The organism is Photobacterium sp. HL06 (assembly GCF_059552575.1).
This window is the reverse complement of record NZ_CM183914.1, coordinates 3,729,374-3,747,500: the sequence shown is the minus strand read 5'-3', so window position 1 is coordinate 3,747,500 and position 18,127 is coordinate 3,729,374. Positions and strand designations below refer to the sequence as shown.

The following is an 18,127-nucleotide window of genomic DNA, read 5'->3' as shown; positions in this document are numbered from 1 at the left end:
CCTCGGACGAATACTACTGGGGGTAGAGCACTGTTAAGGCTAGGGGGTCATCCCGACTTACCAACCCTTTGCAAACTCCGAATACCAGTAAGTACTATCCGGGAGACACACGGCGGGTGCTAACGTCCGTCGTGGAGAGGGAAACAACCCAGACCGCCAGCTAAGGTCCCAAAGTTATAGCTAAGTGGGAAACGATGTGGGAAGGCTCAGACAGCCAGGATGTTGGCTTAGAAGCAGCCATCATTTAAAGAAAGCGTAATAGCTCACTGGTCGAGTCGGCCTGCGCGGAAGATTTAACGGGGCTAAGCTATACACCGAAGCTGCGGCAATGCAGTTTACTGCATTGGGTAGGGGAGCGTTCTGTAAGCCGTTGAAGGTGAATCGTAAGGTTTGCTGGAGGTATCAGAAGTGCGAATGCTGACATGAGTAACGATAAAGGGAGTGAAAAACTCCCTCGCCGGAAGATCAAGGGTTCCTGTCCAACGTTAATCGGGGCAGGGTAAGTCGACCCCTAAGGCGAGGCCGAAAGGCGTAGTCGATGGGAAACAGGTTAATATTCCTGTACTGCTTATAACTGCGATGGGGGGACGGAGAAGGCTAGGTGGGCCAGGCGACGGTTGTCCTGGTTCAAGGGTGTAGGCTGATGGTTTAGGTAAATCCGGACCATCTTAAGGCTGAGACCCGATGTCGAGCCGCTACGGCGGTGAAGTCATTGATGCCATGCTTCCGGGAAAAGCCTCTAAGCGATAGGTTGTAAGCAATCGTACCCCAAACCGACACAGGTGATCAGGTAGAGAATACCAAGGCGCTTGAGAGAACTCGGGTGAAGGAACTAGGCAAAATGGTACCGTAACTTCGGGAGAAGGTACGCTCCTGGCGGTGAAGTCCCTTGCGGATGGAGCTACTGGGAGTCGCAGATACCAGGTGGCTGCAACTGTTTATTAAAAACACAGCACTGTGCAAAATCGAAAGATGACGTATACGGTGTGACGCCTGCCCGGTGCCGGAAGGTTAATTGATGGGGTTAGACTTCGGTCGAAGCTCTTGATCGAAGCCCCGGTAAACGGCGGCCGTAACTATAACGGTCCTAAGGTAGCGAAATTCCTTGTCGGGTAAGTTCCGACCTGCACGAATGGCGTAATGATGGCCACGCTGTCTCCACCCGAGACTCAGTGAAATTGAAATCGCAGTGAAGATGCTGTGTACCCGCGGCTAGACGGAAAGACCCCGTGAACCTTTACTACAGCTTGGCACTGAACATTGACCCTACATGTGTAGGATAGGTGGGAGGCTTTGAAACCATGTCGCTAGATATGGTGGAGCCGTCCTTGAAATACCACCCTTGTAGTGTTGATGTTCTAACGTCGCCCCCTTATCGGGGGTGCGGACAGTGCCTGGTGGGTAGTTTGACTGGGGCGGTCTCCTCCCAAAGAGTAACGGAGGAGCACGAAGGTGGGCTAATCACGGTCGGACATCGTGAGGTTAGTGCAATGGCATAAGCCCGCTTGACTGCGAGAATGACAATTCGAGCAGGTGCGAAAGCAGGTCATAGTGATCCGGTGGTTCTGAATGGAAGGGCCATCGCTCAACGGATAAAAGGTACTCCGGGGATAACAGGCTGATACCGCCCAAGAGTTCATATCGACGGCGGTGTTTGGCACCTCGATGTCGGCTCATCACATCCTGGGGCTGAAGTCGGTCCCAAGGGTATGGCTGTTCGCCATTTAAAGTGGTACGCGAGCTGGGTTTAGAACGTCGTGAGACAGTTCGGTCCCTATCTGCCGTGGGCGTTGGATGATTGAAGGGGGCTGCTCCTAGTACGAGAGGACCGGAGTGGACGAACCTCTGGTGTTCGGGTTGTTACGCCAGTAGCATTGCCCGGTAGCTAAGTTCGGAATCGATAAGCGCTGAAAGCATCTAAGCGCGAAGCGAGCCCTGAGATGAGTCATCCCTGATACTATAAGTATCCTAAAGGGTTGTTGGAGACTACGACGTAGATAGGCAGGGTGTGTAAGTGCTGCGAGGCATTGAGCTAACCTGTACTAATTGCCCGTGAGGCTTAACCATACAACACCCAAGGGGTTTTTCACTGAAATCGTTCCCGGAATGCCGGACCAAGACGATTATCAGTATTGCCTACATCCATGTAGGTATGGACTCCACGAAGCACTTGAATGGTGCTGAGAACAACTAGTTAACTTTCCCAGATTGCTATTTATCGCCTTTGGGCGGTAGATAAAACAGAATTTGCTTGGCGACCATAGCATTATGGACCCACCTGATCCCATGCCGAACTCAGTAGTGAAACGTAATAGCGCCGATGGTAGTGTGGGGTCTCCCCATGTGAGAGTAGGACATCGCCAGGCTCCTAATTTTGATTTCACTTTTTTAAAAGTGGATGACAGAAAACGAGAGCCCGTTGGCAACAACGGGCTTTTATTTCGCTCTTACCGAACCCGGTGTGAGCGGAGTCAATATAAGGTTTTTGCTCTTTAATCGAATGATTAAAAAGATGAAAATTTTATCTTGACTTAAAAACAGAGAAGCGTATCATACGCTTCCTGACTTGCTGAAGCGCAACGCGCCAAGGCATTGAGAGTCAACGTTCTTTAACAATTTGACCATGCAATCTGTGTGGGCACTCGTGAAAAAGTTAAGTCGAAAGATTTATCAATGAACTGAGTGACCAAGAGCTAGAAATAGTTCGATTGCTTTTTTGTTTCACTTTTTATTAAAAAGTGAAAGTAAGAAAGCGGCACAGTCAATTCGAGTTCTCGTTACTAGCTTCTAGTAATGGAAACTCAATCAGTATTCATTGAGCCGGTCGAAAGACCAAAAAAACTTTAATTGAAGAGTTTGATCATGGCTCAGATTGAACGCTGGCGGCAGGCCTAACACATGCAAGTCGAGCGGCAGCGACAACATTGACCCTTCGGGGGATCTGTTGGGCGGCGAGCGGCGGACGGGTGAGTAATGCCTGGGAATATGCCTTAGTGTGGGGGATAACTATTGGAAACGATAGCTAATACCGCATAATGCCTACGGGCCAAAGAGGGGGACCTTCGGGCCTCTCGCGCTAAGATTAGCCCAGGTGGGATTAGCTTGTTGGTGGGGTAACGGCTCACCAAGGCAACGATCCCTAGCTGGTCTGAGAGGATGATCAGCCACACTGGAACTGAGACACGGTCCAGACTCCTACGGGAGGCAGCAGTGGGGAATATTGCACAATGGGGGAAACCCTGATGCAGCCATGCCGCGTGTATGAAGAAGGCCTTCGGGTTGTAAAGTACTTTCAGTCGTGAGGAAGGGTGTGTAGTTAATAGCTGCATGCCTTGACGTTAGCGACAGAAGAAGCACCGGCTAACTCCGTGCCAGCAGCCGCGGTAATACGGAGGGTGCGAGCGTTAATCGGAATTACTGGGCGTAAAGCGCATGCAGGCGGTCTGTTAAGCAAGATGTGAAAGCCCGGGGCTCAACCTCGGAACAGCATTTTGAACTGGCAGACTAGAGTCTTGTAGAGGGGGGTAGAATTTCAGGTGTAGCGGTGAAATGCGTAGAGATCTGAAGGAATACCGGTGGCGAAGGCGGCCCCCTGGACAAAGACTGACGCTCAGATGCGAAAGCGTGGGGAGCAAACAGGATTAGATACCCTGGTAGTCCACGCCGTAAACGATGTCTACTTGGAGGTTGTGGCCTTGAGCCGTGGCTTTCGGAGCTAACGCGTTAAGTAGACCGCCTGGGGAGTACGGTCGCAAGATTAAAACTCAAATGAATTGACGGGGGCCCGCACAAGCGGTGGAGCATGTGGTTTAATTCGATGCAACGCGAAGAACCTTACCTACTCTTGACATCCAGAGAAGTTACCAGAGATGGTTTCGTGCCTTCGGGAACTCTGAGACAGGTGCTGCATGGCTGTCGTCAGCTCGTGTTGTGAAATGTTGGGTTAAGTCCCGCAACGAGCGCAACCCCTATCCTTGTTTGCCAGCGCGTAATGGCGGGAACTCCAGGGAGACTGCCGGTGATAAACCGGAGGAAGGTGGGGACGACGTCAAGTCATCATGGCCCTTACGAGTAGGGCTACACACGTGCTACAATGGCGTATACAGAGGGCTGCCAACCAGCGATGGTGAGCGAATCCCACAAAGTACGTCGTAGTCCGGATTGGAGTCTGCAACTCGACTCCATGAAGTCGGAATCGCTAGTAATCGTAGATCAGAATGCTACGGTGAATACGTTCCCGGGCCTTGTACACACCGCCCGTCACACCATGGGAGTGGGCTGCACCAGAAGTAGATAGCTTAACCTTCGGGAGGGCGTTTACCACGGTGTGGTTCATGACTGGGGTGAAGTCGTAACAAGGTAGCCCTAGGGGAACCTGGGGCTGGATCACCTCCTTACCTAAAGACTTACTGTTTTATGCAGTGTCCACACAGATTGCTTGGTCGAAATGTAGAGAGCATTCAAGTTGCCCAACAACTTGGATAGAAACACTTAGTCCCGTTCGTCTAGAGGCCTAGGACACCGCCCTTTCACGGCGGTAACAGGGGTTCGACTCCCCTACGGGACGCCAAGGGTCGTTAGCTCAGTTGGTAGAGCAGTTGACTTTTAATCAATTGGTCGCAGGTTCGAATCCTGCACGACCCACCATTTCCTCCTTCGGAAATGTAAAACTACGGAGGGCGATTAGCTCAGTTGGGAGAGCACCTCCCTTACAAGGAGGGGGTCACTGGTTCGAGCCCGGTATCGCCCACCACTCTCTAAGCATTTTCTGCACGGATTTGCAGATTCAATAAAGATTACTTTGTTGAGTCCGCTTTTTGTCGCCTACGCGGCCCGGTCGAAAATGATTAGAAAGTGGTTCGATAGTCTTTAGTAGATAACGAAACACATGCTCTTTAACAATCTGGAAAGCTGACTAGTAAATTCAACTCAATGAGTTGAATTAAAATGTTTCATCGAGAGATGAAACGAGTTCTCAAGCAAACACATTCAAGTGTCTTGTGTAGAGTCCGGCGAAAAACCAATGTCTCCCTGCTCTTTCATGTAGAGAAGGAGAGACACAAACCTTGGTTGTTGACCATACGAAACCTCTTGGGGTTGTATGGTTAAGTGACTAAGCGTACACGGTGGATGCCTTGGCAGTCAGAGGCGATGAAGGACGTATTAACTTGCGATAAGCCCAGTTTAGGCAGTAAAAGCCACTTGAGACTGGGATTTCCGAATGGGGAAACCCACTGGCATAAGCCAGTATCGCTACGTGAATACATAGCGTAGCGAGGCGAACCGGGGGAACTGAAACATCTAAGTACCCCGAGGAATAGAAATCAACCGAGATTCCGGCAGTAGCGGCGAGCGAAACCGGATTAGCCCTTAAGCTAGTTGCATGTTAGGCGAATGTGCTGGAAAGCACAGCAGTAAAGGGTGATAGCCCCGTAGCCGACAGCGCGCTCTTAGTGAAATCGAGTAGGACGGGACACGTGATATCCTGTCTGAACATGGGGGGACCATCCTCCAAGGCTAAATACTCCTGACTGACCGATAGTGAACCAGTACCGTGAGGGAAAGGCGAAAAGAACCCCTGTGAGGGGAGTGAAATAGAACCTGAAACCGTGTACGTACAAGCAGTAGGAGCACCTTCGTGGTGTGACTGCGTACCTTTTGTATAATGGGTCAGCGACTTAATTTTAGTAGCAAGGTTAACCGTATAGGGGAGCCGTAGGGAAACCGAGTCTTAACTGGGCGTACAGTTGCTAGGATTAGACCCGAAACCAGGTGATCTAGCCATGGGCAGGTTGAAGGTGAGGTAACACTTACTGGAGGACCGAACCGACTAATGTTGAAAAATTAGCGGATGACTTGTGGCTAGGGGTGAAAGGCCAATCAAACCTGGAGATAGCTGGTTCTCCCCGAAAGCTATTTAGGTAGCGCCTCGGACGAATACTACTGGGGGTAGAGCACTGTTAAGGCTAGGGGGTCATCCCGACTTACCAACCCTTTGCAAACTCCGAATACCAGTAAGTACTATCCGGGAGACACACGGCGGGTGCTAACGTCCGTCGTGGAGAGGGAAACAACCCAGACCGCCAGCTAAGGTCCCAAAGTTATAGCTAAGTGGGAAACGATGTGGGAAGGCTCAGACAGCCAGGATGTTGGCTTAGAAGCAGCCATCATTTAAAGAAAGCGTAATAGCTCACTGGTCGAGTCGGCCTGCGCGGAAGATTTAACGGGGCTAAGCTATACACCGAAGCTGCGGCAATGCAGTTTACTGCATTGGGTAGGGGAGCGTTCTGTAAGCCGTTGAAGGTGAATCGTAAGGTTTGCTGGAGGTATCAGAAGTGCGAATGCTGACATGAGTAACGATAAAGGGAGTGAAAAACTCCCTCGCCGGAAGATCAAGGGTTCCTGTCCAACGTTAATCGGGGCAGGGTAAGTCGACCCCTAAGGCGAGGCCGAAAGGCGTAGTCGATGGGAAACAGGTTAATATTCCTGTACTGCTTATAACTGCGATGGGGGGACGGAGAAGGCTAGGTGGGCCAGGCGACGGTTGTCCTGGTTCAAGGGTGTAGGCTGTATTCTTAGGTAAATCCGGGAATACTTAAGGCTGAGACCCGATGTCGAGCCGCTACGGCGGTGAAGTCATTGATGCCATGCTTCCGGGAAAAGCCTCTAAGCGATAGGTTGTAAGCAATCGTACCCCAAACCGACACAGGTGATCAGGTAGAGAATACCAAGGCGCTTGAGAGAACTCGGGTGAAGGAACTAGGCAAAATGGTACCGTAACTTCGGGAGAAGGTACGCTCCTGGCGGTGAAGTCCCTTGCGGATGGAGCTACTGGGAGTCGCAGATACCAGGTGGCTGCAACTGTTTATTAAAAACACAGCACTGTGCAAAATCGAAAGATGACGTATACGGTGTGACGCCTGCCCGGTGCCGGAAGGTTAATTGATGGGGTTAGACTTCGGTCGAAGCTCTTGATCGAAGCCCCGGTAAACGGCGGCCGTAACTATAACGGTCCTAAGGTAGCGAAATTCCTTGTCGGGTAAGTTCCGACCTGCACGAATGGCGTAATGATGGCCACGCTGTCTCCACCCGAGACTCAGTGAAATTGAAATCGCAGTGAAGATGCTGTGTACCCGCGGCTAGACGGAAAGACCCCGTGAACCTTTACTACAGCTTGGCACTGAACATTGACCCTACATGTGTAGGATAGGTGGGAGGCTTTGAAACCATGTCGCTAGATATGGTGGAGCCGTCCTTGAAATACCACCCTTGTAGTGTTGATGTTCTAACGTCGCCCCCTTATCGGGGGTGCGGACAGTGCCTGGTGGGTAGTTTGACTGGGGCGGTCTCCTCCCAAAGAGTAACGGAGGAGCACGAAGGTGGGCTAATCACGGTCGGACATCGTGAGGTTAGTGCAATGGCATAAGCCCGCTTGACTGCGAGAATGACAATTCGAGCAGGTGCGAAAGCAGGTCATAGTGATCCGGTGGTTCTGAATGGAAGGGCCATCGCTCAACGGATAAAAGGTACTCCGGGGATAACAGGCTGATACCGCCCAAGAGTTCATATCGACGGCGGTGTTTGGCACCTCGATGTCGGCTCATCACATCCTGGGGCTGAAGTCGGTCCCAAGGGTATGGCTGTTCGCCATTTAAAGTGGTACGCGAGCTGGGTTTAGAACGTCGTGAGACAGTTCGGTCCCTATCTGCCGTGGGCGTTGGATGATTGAAGGGGGCTGCTCCTAGTACGAGAGGACCGGAGTGGACGAACCTCTGGTGTTCGGGTTGTCACGCCAGTGGCATTGCCCGGTAGCTAAGTTCGGAATCGATAAGCGCTGAAAGCATCTAAGCGCGAAGCGAGCCCTGAGATGAGTCATCCCTGATACTATAAGTATCCTAAAGGGTTGTTGGAGACTACGACGTAGATAGGCAGGGTGTGTAAGTGCTGCGAGGCATTGAGCTAACCTGTACTAATTGCCCGTGAGGCTTAACCATACAACACCCAAGGGGTTTTTCACTGAAATCGTTCCCGGAATGCCGGACCAAGACGATTATCAGTATTGCCTACATCCATGTAGGTATGGACTCCACGAAGCACTTGAATGGTGCTGAGAACAACTAGTTAACTTTCCCAGATTGCTATTTATCGCCTTTGGGCGGTGAATAAAACAGAATTTGCTTGGCGACCATAGCATTATGGACCCACCTGATCCCATGCCGAACTCAGTAGTGAAACGTAATAGCGCCGATGGTAGTGTGGGGTCTCCCCATGTGAGAGTAGGACATCGCCAGGCTCCTAATTTTGATTTCACTTTTTTAAAAGTGGATGACAGAAAACGAGAGCCCGTTGGCAACAACGGGCTTTTATTTCGCTCTTACCGAACACGGTGTGAGCGGAGTCAATATAAGGTTTTTGCTCTTTAATCGAATGATTAAAAAGATGAAAATTTTATCTTGACTTAAAAACAGAGAAGCGTATTATACGCGTCCTGACTTGCTGAAGCGCAACGCGCCAAGGCATTGAAAGTCAACGTTCTTTAACAATTTGACCATGCAATCTGTGTGGGCACTCGTGAAAAAGTTAAGTCGAAAGATTTATCAATGAACTGAGTGACCAATACAAATACTTTTTCTCTTTATAAGAGAGGGGTTATTTGGCACAGTCAATTCGAGTTCTCGTTACTAGCTTCTAGTAATGGCAACTCAATCAGTATTCATTGAGCCGTTCCGAAAGGAACAACAAAACTTTAATTGAAGAGTTTGATCATGGCTCAGATTGAACGCTGGCGGCAGGCCTAACACATGCAAGTCGAGCGGCAGCGACAACATTGAACCTTCGGGGGATTTGTTGGGCGGCGAGCGGCGGACGGGTGAGTAATGCCTGGGAATATGCCTTAGTGTGGGGGATAACTATTGGAAACGATAGCTAATACCGCATAATGCCTACGGGCCAAAGAGGGGGACCTTCGGGCCTCTCGCGCTAAGATTAGCCCAGGTGGGATTAGCTTGTTGGTGGGGTAACGGCTCACCAAGGCGACGATCCCTAGCTGGTCTGAGAGGATGATCAGCCACACTGGAACTGAGACACGGTCCAGACTCCTACGGGAGGCAGCAGTGGGGAATATTGCACAATGGGGGAAACCCTGATGCAGCCATGCCGCGTGTATGAAGAAGGCCTTCGGGTTGTAAAGTACTTTCAGTCGTGAGGAAGGGTGTGTAGTTAATAGCTGCATGCCTTGACGTTAGCGACAGAAGAAGCACCGGCTAACTCCGTGCCAGCAGCCGCGGTAATACGGAGGGTGCGAGCGTTAATCGGAATTACTGGGCGTAAAGCGCATGCAGGCGGTCTGTTAAGCAAGATGTGAAAGCCCGGGGCTCAACCTCGGAACAGCATTTTGAACTGGCAGACTAGAGTCTTGTAGAGGGGGGTAGAATTTCAGGTGTAGCGGTGAAATGCGTAGAGATCTGAAGGAATACCGGTGGCGAAGGCGGCCCCCTGGACAAAGACTGACGCTCAGATGCGAAAGCGTGGGGAGCAAACAGGATTAGATACCCTGGTAGTCCACGCCGTAAACGATGTCTACTTGGAGGTTGTGGCCTTGAGCCGTGGCTTTCGGAGCTAACGCGTTAAGTAGACCGCCTGGGGAGTACGGTCGCAAGATTAAAACTCAAATGAATTGACGGGGGCCCGCACAAGCGGTGGAGCATGTGGTTTAATTCGATGCAACGCGAAGAACCTTACCTACTCTTGACATCCAGAGAAGTTACCAGAGATGGTTTCGTGCCTTCGGGAACTCTGAGACAGGTGCTGCATGGCTGTCGTCAGCTCGTGTTGTGAAATGTTGGGTTAAGTCCCGCAACGAGCGCAACCCCTATCCTTGTTTGCCAGCGCGTAATGGCGGGAACTCCAGGGAGACTGCCGGTGATAAACCGGAGGAAGGTGGGGACGACGTCAAGTCATCATGGCCCTTACGAGTAGGGCTACACACGTGCTACAATGGCGTATACAGAGGGCTGCCAACCAGCGATGGTGAGCGAATCCCACAAAGTACGTCGTAGTCCGGATTGGAGTCTGCAACTCGACTCCATGAAGTCGGAATCGCTAGTAATCGTAGATCAGAATGCTACGGTGAATACGTTCCCGGGCCTTGTACACACCGCCCGTCACACCATGGGAGTGGGCTGCACCAGAAGTAGATAGCTTAACCTTCGGGAGGGCGTTTACCACGGTGTGGTTCATGACTGGGGTGAAGTCGTAACAAGGTAGCCCTAGGGGAACCTGGGGCTGGATCACCTCCTTACCTAAAGACTTGCTGTTTTATGCAGTGTCCACACAGATTGCTTGGTTAAAATGTAAAAGAACGTGAAAAGACTTGGGTCTGTAGCTCAGGTGGTTAGAGCGCACCCCTGATAAGGGTGAGGTCGGTGGTTCAAGTCCACTCAGACCCACCACTTTCTTCCCAAAGAAAGTGTGTGACAGTCTTTTTAATACGTTGGGGCTATAGCTCAGCTGGGAGAGCGCCTGCCTTGCACGCAGGAGGTCTGCGGTTCGATCCCGCATAGCTCCACCACTCTTTAAACGTACTTCTCTTGAAAAACAGAGGTATATAGTGCTTTTAAAAAGTGGACACCTTTTCGAAGGTCAACACAATGTTCTTTAACAATCTGGAAAGCTGACTAGTAAATTCAATTTTTACAATTGAATTAAAATGTTTCATCGAGAGATGAAACGAGTTCTCAAGCAAACACATTCAAGTGTCTTGTGTAGAGTCCGGCGAAAAACCAATTGTGTCCTTATCAGACACACAAACCTTGGTTGTTGACCATACGAAACCTCTTGGGGTTGTATGGTTAAGTGACTAAGCGTACACGGTGGATGCCTTGGCAGTCAGAGGCGATGAAGGACGTATTAACTTGCGATAAGCCCAGTTTAGGCAGTAAAAGCCACTTGAGACTGGGATTTCCGAATGGGGAAACCCACTGGCATAAGCCAGTATCGCTACGTGAATACATAGCGTAGCGAGGCGAACCGGGGGAACTGAAACATCTAAGTACCCCGAGGAATAGAAATCAACCGAGATTCCGGCAGTAGCGGCGAGCGAAACCGGATTAGCCCTTAAGCTAGTTGAGCGTTAGGCGAATGTGCTGGAAAGCACAGCAGTAAAGGGTGATAGCCCCGTAGCCGACAGCGCGCTCTTAGTGAAATCGAGTAGGACGGGACACGTGATATCCTGTCTGAACATGGGGGGACCATCCTCCAAGGCTAAATACTCCTGACTGACCGATAGTGAACCAGTACCGTGAGGGAAAGGCGAAAAGAACCCCTGTGAGGGGAGTGAAATAGAACCTGAAACCGTGTACGTACAAGCAGTAGGAGCACCTTCGTGGTGTGACTGCGTACCTTTTGTATAATGGGTCAGCGACTTAATTTTAGTAGCAAGGTTAACCGTATAGGGGAGCCGTAGGGAAACCGAGTCTTAACTGGGCGTACAGTTGCTAGGATTAGACCCGAAACCAGGTGATCTAGCCATGGGCAGGTTGAAGGTGAGGTAACACTTACTGGAGGACCGAACCGACTAATGTTGAAAAATTAGCGGATGACTTGTGGCTAGGGGTGAAAGGCCAATCAAACCTGGAGATAGCTGGTTCTCCCCGAAAGCTATTTAGGTAGCGCCTCGGACGAATACTACTGGGGGTAGAGCACTGTTAAGGCTAGGGGGTCATCCCGACTTACCAACCCTTTGCAAACTCCGAATACCAGTAAGTACTATCCGGGAGACACACGGCGGGTGCTAACGTCCGTCGTGGAGAGGGAAACAACCCAGACCGCCAGCTAAGGTCCCAAAGTTATAGCTAAGTGGGAAACGATGTGGGAAGGCTCAGACAGCCAGGATGTTGGCTTAGAAGCAGCCATCATTTAAAGAAAGCGTAATAGCTCACTGGTCGAGTCGGCCTGCGCGGAAGATTTAACGGGGCTAAGCTATACACCGAAGCTGCGGCAATGCAGTTTACTGCATTGGGTAGGGGAGCGTTCTGTAAGCCGTTGAAGGTGAATCGTAAGGTTTGCTGGAGGTATCAGAAGTGCGAATGCTGACATGAGTAACGATAAAGGGAGTGAAAAACTCCCTCGCCGGAAGATCAAGGGTTCCTGTCCAACGTTAATCGGGGCAGGGTAAGTCGACCCCTAAGGCGAGGCCGAAAGGCGTAGTCGATGGGAAACAGGTTAATATTCCTGTACTGCTTATAACTGCGATGGGGGGACGGAGAAGGCTAGGTGGGCCAGGCGACGGTTGTCCTGGTTCAAGGGTGTAGGCTGTATTCTTAGGTAAATCCGGGAATACTTAAGGCTGAGACCCGATGTCGAGCCGCTACGGCGGTGAAGTCATTGATGCCATGCTTCCGGGAAAAGCCTCTAAGCGATAGGTTGTAAGCAATCGTACCCCAAACCGACACAGGTGATCAGGTAGAGAATACCAAGGCGCTTGAGAGAACTCGGGTGAAGGAACTAGGCAAAATGGTACCGTAACTTCGGGAGAAGGTACGCTCCTGGCGGTGAAGTCCCTTGCGGATGGAGCTACTGGGAGTCGCAGATACCAGGTGGCTGCAACTGTTTATTAAAAACACAGCACTGTGCAAAATCGAAAGATGACGTATACGGTGTGACGCCTGCCCGGTGCCGGAAGGTTAATTGATGGGGTTAGACTTCGGTCGAAGCTCTTGATCGAAGCCCCGGTAAACGGCGGCCGTAACTATAACGGTCCTAAGGTAGCGAAATTCCTTGTCGGGTAAGTTCCGACCTGCACGAATGGCGTAATGATGGCCACGCTGTCTCCACCCGAGACTCAGTGAAATTGAAATCGCAGTGAAGATGCTGTGTACCCGCGGCTAGACGGAAAGACCCCGTGAACCTTTACTACAGCTTGGCACTGAACATTGACCCTACATGTGTAGGATAGGTGGGAGGCTTTGAAACCATGTCGCTAGATATGGTGGAGCCGTCCTTGAAATACCACCCTTGTAGTGTTGATGTTCTAACGTCGCCCCCTTATCGGGGGTGCGGACAGTGCCTGGTGGGTAGTTTGACTGGGGCGGTCTCCTCCCAAAGAGTAACGGAGGAGCACGAAGGTGGGCTAATCACGGTCGGACATCGTGAGGTTAGTGCAATGGCATAAGCCCGCTTGACTGCGAGAATGACAATTCGAGCAGGTGCGAAAGCAGGTCATAGTGATCCGGTGGTTCTGAATGGAAGGGCCATCGCTCAACGGATAAAAGGTACTCCGGGGATAACAGGCTGATACCGCCCAAGAGTTCATATCGACGGCGGTGTTTGGCACCTCGATGTCGGCTCATCACATCCTGGGGCTGAAGTCGGTCCCAAGGGTATGGCTGTTCGCCATTTAAAGTGGTACGCGAGCTGGGTTTAGAACGTCGTGAGACAGTTCGGTCCCTATCTGCCGTGGGCGTTGGATGATTGAAGGGGGCTGCTCCTAGTACGAGAGGACCGGAGTGGACGAACCTCTGGTGTTCGGGTTGTCACGCCAGTGGCATTGCCCGGTAGCTAAGTTCGGAATCGATAAGCGCTGAAAGCATCTAAGCGCGAAGCGAGCCCTGAGATGAGTCATCCCTGATACTATAAGTATCCTAAAGGGTTGTTGGAGACTACGACGTAGATAGGCAGGGTGTGTAAGTGCTGCGAGGCATTGAGCTAACCTGTACTAATTGCCCGTGAGGCTTAACCATACAACACCCAAGGGGTTTTTCACTGAAATCGTTCCCGGAATGCCGGACCAAGACGATTATCAGTATTGCCTACATCCATGTAGGTATGGACTCCACGAAGCACTTGAATGGTGCTGAGAACAACTAGTTAACTTTCCCAGATTGCTATTTATCGCCTTTGGGCGGTAGATAAAACAGAATTTGCTTGGCGACCATAGCATTATGGACCCACCTGATCCCATGCCGAACTCAGTAGTGAAACGTAATAGCGCCGATGGTAGTGTGGGGTCTCCCCATGTGAGAGTAGGACATCGCCAGGCTTAAACATAGGTTTTCATCTTTTTAAAAAAAGATGAAAGCAAAAACAAATAAAGCAGCGACCATCAGACTTTATTTGTTGCTCAGAATTGAGTGGAGCGGTAGTTCAGTTGGTTAGAATACCGGCCTGTCACGCCGGGGGTCGCGGGTTCGAGTCCCGTCCGCTCCGCCACTTATTAAGAAGCCTCGTCGAAAGACGAGGCTTTTTTGCATTTAACGCTCCCTAGCGTCCTTCGGCCGCTTGGTCTCGGGGCTGGGCGCCCCCGTTCGAGTCCCGGTCGTGTGCGACCCCAGCCGCTCCGCCACTTATATTAAGCCCAAGACTAGGCGTCCCCGACGAAAGACTTGGGCTTTTTTACATCTGAAGGTTTTGTTCGCCCTGTGGTTGAATGATCCGCTGATTTGGGGAGTGGATGAACTGCCACATGAAAGTATGACTACAACTAGGTTGCTAAGTTAACTTGAGAAGCTTCATTCTTCTCTACGATAAAATGCTTTCCGAGTAATTCAAGTAGGCTTTCTTTATAGGGTTCATGGTTTTTCTTCCCGAGTAGGTTAGCTATTTCTTGCCCTACTGGAGATAAACGGTAGTAGGTCAAAGCGACTCCCTTTTTTATTGGTCTTAACAAGTAATGTGAACCTTGGTAGCCAAATGCGAGGGGAGACTCCATATTTATCTCTCCCGACTCAAGTTCGCTGCGGAGCAGCAATCCAAGCTCCATCAGAACCAGTAAGTGGGAATATGGCAGCTGATAATTACCCAGAGCAAGTTTATCTGTTGATGGCGAGCGAAGTAGTGATAGAACACCATGCCGCACTTTAATGCTCGTCAGGAGCTTTTTGCTGTGATCGTTACCAAAGTGGCAGGTTAGCATACAAGCCCGGTGGAAGGTTTGTGCTTCACGTTGGGTCATTTTCTTGAGTGCGTCTAGTGCTTTTAAGGACGTGGATCCTGGGGAGATGATTTCTTGCTTGAGCACTCGACTCCAAAGTTTTTGCATTGATGCGCTGTGGATATGCTTTGCGATAGAGATGAAGTGATAGAGCCAATCGGGATCGGGATCTCCAGCAGTTTCATCACTGCAGCTGTCATAAGCCAATTTGAATATACGTTCTAGATTTTCTTGCTGGTATTGGGCCTCTAGCAATTGCCTATGCTTGGTTCTTTCCTCTAGGTTTCTATCTGCATCGTTTGAGATGAGGTGGCTAATAGCATAATGGCTGGCTAGCTCTTTGGTTTGAGCTTGGCTACTTCTTATATAGCTATTATTTTCTTCTTTTTTCACTGTTGGCATGGTCGATGCCTTAGTGCTTGTTTTTGTGTCCTTATCTGCATTGTTCATAGCGGGCTCAGAGTTGATAAGTCTGGCTATAGTTTTACCAGTTGATCGTATTATTTGGCAATATGCGTGACTTTTGTGTTAATGAGTGGTTAAATTTGTTGCGTGTTTGGATTTTGATGGAACAGGAAATGAAGGAGCTACTGATGAATAAGTCTGGTAAGCGACTGACTGATGTGCTGCTGGTACTCGGTTACGCGACGATACTGGCCTACCTTGCGATGCATGTTTAGATCTGGAAACAAGATAAGCCAGCAACTTTAACGGTAAGATGAGGTACCGATGTTACATATCATCGTACTCTTCTAAGGCTATGCCTTCCAACAAGTAACCGACTTCGGCCATGTCATGGCTGATATACTGCGTTCGCAAGGTTCCGACCACATAGATGACATCCCATAACTGCTGGATTGGGGCTCCTTTTTCAAATTTCACATAAATGATTTGATTTGGAGGTGGAGGAGGCACGTGAATACAAGCACCAAAGTATGGAACTAGCAAAAACTCTGTGACAACTTTGTCATCGCCTTCCAAAGGAATAACAAAGCCAGGGATTTTAACTTTACTCCCATTTAATTCATCACGTACTTTTCCAATCATAGATTGTTTGGCCACATCACCATCGTGATTGAGTATAGGCATACTGTTCTTGTTGAACTGCTGTCTTTCCTGCTCTGGTACTAGGTCAATCCAGTCGAGAGTTAAGACATCACTGGCATTGCTCATTAAAGGTAGCCAGCAACATAGTACGATTAACCACTTTTTCATCTTGTCTCCTTTAAACTTTAATTGTCATGCCATCAGCTAGAGAATGTTGATAGGCACGTAGCGCAGGAATAATCCCTACAGTGATCCCCGCCAGCTGAACGACACCGAGTAAGAGCAGCTCATAAGGTGTGAGTGTACTAATTTCGATATAGAGCCCAAATTGCTGTTGGATAAATGGCTGCGCAATAGCCATGAGACTATAAAGTAACGTGATGCCGAGGGTGATCCCAATAGCTGTTAGTACAGTCGCTTCACTGATTAATAAAAAGAAAATATGGCTTGGCCTTGCTCCCATCGCCCTGAGAATTGCCATTTCGCGGCGTCTTTCATTTAAGCTGGTCAGTAAGCTGGTCAGCATACCTAGTAGCCCTGCGATAACAACGAACCCTGATACAACCAACAGAGCCTGTTCGGCAATTGACATCATTCCCCACAGTTCATGGAGAGCGATCCCCGGCATGATGGCACTGAGAGGCTCTTTTGAATAGGTGTTGATATAACGTTGTAAGGCGAATGTTTGTATCTTAGAGTTTAGGCCAAGCATAAAGGCCGTTATCTGCTTGGGCTCAAACTGATAGTTTTCTAGTGCATGTGCATCCGGTGTGTTACCGAGCTTTGCTCCTGACTCCCATCCAATGTGGATTGCTTCGATTGCGCCCAAAGAGACATGTACGCTGCGATCTACCGGAGTACCTGTTGGTTCAAGAATACCGACAACTTTGAAAGGCAGGTTATCATGGCGGTTAAAGGACTTATCACTGATACCGTGAGCAATGATGATCTCATCACCGAGCTTATAGTTTAACTTTTTTGCTACCTCGGCTCCGAGGACGGTTTCGAATAACCCCGTGAACTCCCGGCCAGTTGCAAAGTTGAGGGATTGTTTTTTACCATATTGGTAATGGGCGAAATAGGATTCATTGGTACCGATCACTCGGTAACCTTGATGAGAGTCGCCGAGGGAGATCGGAATCGCCCATTTGACCGAGCGATGTTGGCTGATTTCCTGATAACTTCTCCAGTCAATATTATTGGTGGCATTACCAATACGAAAGACAGAATAAAGCAATAGGTTTACCTGACCAGAACGCGAGCCAACAATTAAATCGGTACCTGAAATCGTATTGGCAAAGCTGGATTTTGCCTGAGTGCGGACTCTTTCTACACCAAGTAAAAGAGTGACGGAAATGGCCACCGTCAGCAGGGTGAGCAATGCCGTCGTTTTACGGTTGGCCAGGCTCTGCCATGCCAGTCGAATTATCGCGCCCATTAACGGATCCCTTTTGCTGCTTGGTTTATATTGTTTAGTTCAATACTACGGTCAAATAACGATTCGAGAGTTCCATCATGGCTGACAAAGAGTAAGGTTGTTTCTGCCTTATCGCATTCGGCCATGAGTAGTTGGATAAAGGCTTCCCGGTTGTCATGATCCAATGCCGAGGTCGGTTCGTCTGCAATCAGCAACTCCGGTTGCCCTATTAGCGCTCTTGCTGCAGCAACCCGCTGTTGCTGGCCGATACTCAGTTCACTGATGGGACGCTCCAGACACTCTTGAGGTAAGTGGAGCTGGGTTAGCAGCCGTTTAGCCTCTTGTGTCATCTCTCCTGAAAATCGACGTTTGCGTCGGTGGGAAAAACGGCAAGGCAGCAGGACATTATCGATCACAGAGAGGTAAGGCAGCAGGTTAAACATCTGGAAAATATAACCGATGTGGTTTGCTCTGAATTGGTCTCTTTGAGTTGGCTTTTGTTGGCTGAATGGTTGCTGCAGGAGCTTGATCTCGCCTGATGTCGGCTGTGAGATCCCTGCCAGTAAGCTTAACAAGCTGGATTTGCCACTTCCGCTAGGCCCTTTTAGAAAGACTTTTTCACCTTTTCTGATCGCCAAAGATGGGATCTCGAGTAGATTCTGCGTTTGCTTTGGCCAGCGGAATGTCAGGTTGCTCAGTTCTATAACGTTCATTTTATTTCCTAAAATAGGGGG

General features: G+C 49.8%; 4 protein-coding genes, 6 tRNA genes and 8 rRNA genes (1 of these 18 only partly in view). 14 read left to right on the top strand and 4 right to left on the bottom strand.

What is annotated here, in order from left to right:
- The 14 genes from AC51G0_RS16860 to AC51G0_RS16795 form a co-directional block, all read left to right on the top strand.
- Positions 1-2,067 (top strand): 23S ribosomal RNA (locus AC51G0_RS16860); it begins 824 nt to the left of the window's first position.
- Between the two features lie 183 nt (positions 2,068-2,250).
- A 5S ribosomal RNA gene (gene rrf / locus AC51G0_RS16855) occupies positions 2,251-2,366 on the top strand.
- 478 nt (positions 2,367-2,844) lie between these two features.
- Positions 2,845-4,397 (top strand): 16S ribosomal RNA (locus tag AC51G0_RS16850).
- Positions 4,398-4,494: 97 nt separating this feature from the next.
- Positions 4,495-4,570 (top strand) — tRNA-Glu (locus AC51G0_RS16845).
- Position 4,571: 1 nt separating this feature from the next.
- Positions 4,572-4,647 (top strand) — tRNA-Lys (locus AC51G0_RS16840).
- Between the two features lie 30 nt (positions 4,648-4,677).
- Positions 4,678-4,753: transfer RNA gene (locus tag AC51G0_RS16835), tRNA-Val, on the top strand.
- 350 nt (positions 4,754-5,103) lie between these two features.
- Positions 5,104-7,994, top strand: a 23S ribosomal RNA gene (locus AC51G0_RS16830).
- Between the two features lie 183 nt (positions 7,995-8,177).
- Positions 8,178-8,293, top strand: a 5S ribosomal RNA gene (gene rrf, locus AC51G0_RS16825).
- 454 nt (positions 8,294-8,747) lie between these two features.
- Positions 8,748-10,300, top strand: a 16S ribosomal RNA gene (locus AC51G0_RS16820).
- Positions 10,301-10,374: 74 nt separating this feature from the next.
- Positions 10,375-10,451, top strand: a tRNA-Ile gene (locus AC51G0_RS16815).
- 43 nt (positions 10,452-10,494) lie between these two features.
- A tRNA-Ala gene (locus tag AC51G0_RS16810) sits at positions 10,495-10,570 on the top strand.
- Between the two features lie 278 nt (positions 10,571-10,848).
- Positions 10,849-13,739 (top strand): 23S ribosomal RNA (locus AC51G0_RS16805).
- 183 nt (positions 13,740-13,922) lie between these two features.
- Positions 13,923-14,038 (top strand): 5S ribosomal RNA (gene rrf / locus AC51G0_RS16800).
- Together the 16S, 23S and 5S rRNA genes with 6 tRNA genes alongside form the textbook arrangement of a ribosomal RNA operon.
- Before the next feature lie 93 nt (positions 14,039-14,131).
- Positions 14,132-14,208, top strand: a tRNA-Asp gene (locus AC51G0_RS16795).
- 271 nt (positions 14,209-14,479) lie between these two features.
- On the opposite strand, the gene AC51G0_RS16790 is transcribed toward AC51G0_RS16795, so the two are convergent.
- From AC51G0_RS16790 to AC51G0_RS16775, 4 genes are all read right to left on the bottom strand, one after another.
- Positions 14,480-15,379 (bottom strand): TIGR03899 family protein, encoded by a 900-nt coding sequence (locus tag AC51G0_RS16790; protein WP_496299899.1) that lies wholly within the window; start codon positions 15,377-15,379, stop codon positions 14,480-14,482.
- A gap of 282 nt (positions 15,380-15,661) precedes the next feature.
- Positions 15,662-16,144 (bottom strand): DUF3299 domain-containing protein, encoded by a 483-nt coding sequence (locus AC51G0_RS16785; protein WP_496299898.1) that lies wholly within the window; start codon positions 16,142-16,144, stop codon positions 15,662-15,664.
- A 10-nt stretch (positions 16,145-16,154) separates the two neighbouring features.
- On the bottom strand, positions 16,155-17,414 hold the full coding sequence (locus tag AC51G0_RS16780; RefSeq protein WP_496299897.1) for an ABC transporter permease: 1,260 nt from the start codon (positions 17,412-17,414) through the stop codon (positions 16,155-16,157).
- Complete coding sequence (locus AC51G0_RS16775) at positions 17,414-18,106, bottom strand: ATP-binding cassette domain-containing protein (RefSeq protein WP_496299896.1); 693 nt, start codon at positions 18,104-18,106, stop codon at positions 17,414-17,416. The genes AC51G0_RS16780 and AC51G0_RS16775 overlap by 1 nt, the downstream gene beginning before the upstream one ends.
- Between the last annotated feature and the right edge of the window lie 21 nt (positions 18,107-18,127).